Origin of the sequence: Deinococcus radiotolerans (assembly GCF_014647435.1) — a bacterium.
Taxonomy (GTDB): domain Bacteria; phylum Deinococcota; class Deinococci; order Deinococcales; family Deinococcaceae; genus Deinococcus; species Deinococcus radiotolerans.
Genome location: NZ_BMPE01000058.1, coordinates 1 through 660, shown reverse-complemented (window position 1 = coordinate 660; position 660 = coordinate 1). Strand labels below are relative to the sequence as shown.

Genomic DNA, 660 nt, shown 5'->3' with positions numbered 1-660 from the left:
GTGTGGAACGGGTTCAGTTTGCCGCTGATGTGGACACTGCTCCCGCACGGTGGGGCCAGTCGTTCTTGTGTCCGGGAAGCGCTCGTGGAGCGCTTCCTGAAGCTCTGCCCAGATCGGGAGATCCGGTGCCTGCTCGCGGATCGTGAATTCATTGGGCAGCACTGGTTTCGATTCCTCGACCAGCACGGGGTTGCGCCCTGCATTCGTCTCCCAGCTCGCGCCACGATCGGCGCGCACGGCATGCCGGTCTGGGCGGTCTTCAAGAACCTTCAGGTGGGTGAAGTCAGGGTCTGGCATCGCCAGACCCGCATCTACGATGTGAATCTGCGGGTGGCGGCCACGAAAAACGCAGCCGGTGACATGCTGTACCTGGCGTATCGGGGGCACGCCCTGCCGAACATGCGCCGGTATGCCCTGCGCTGGCAAACAGAAAATCTGCACGCCGCGTTGAAAACCAGAGGGTTCAACCTGGAAGATACGGGTCTGACGCGCGCCGAACGCGTGTCTTCGCTCCTGACGGTCGTCAGCGTCGCCTTCATCTGGGCGTGCGTGACGGGCGAGGTCGTGGCACGTCGAACCGCTACCAAAGTAAAGAAACACGGACACCGTGCGGTGTCCGTGTTTCGACTCGGGCTTGATCATCTCCAGGATCTTCTGCTG

1 protein-coding gene is annotated in these 660 nt (G+C 62.0%); it reads left to right on the top strand.

What is annotated here, in order from left to right:
• Window positions 1-660 (top strand): IS4 family transposase (locus IEY63_RS22080; RefSeq protein WP_189071146.1); only part of this gene is annotated, 660 nt, incomplete at both ends.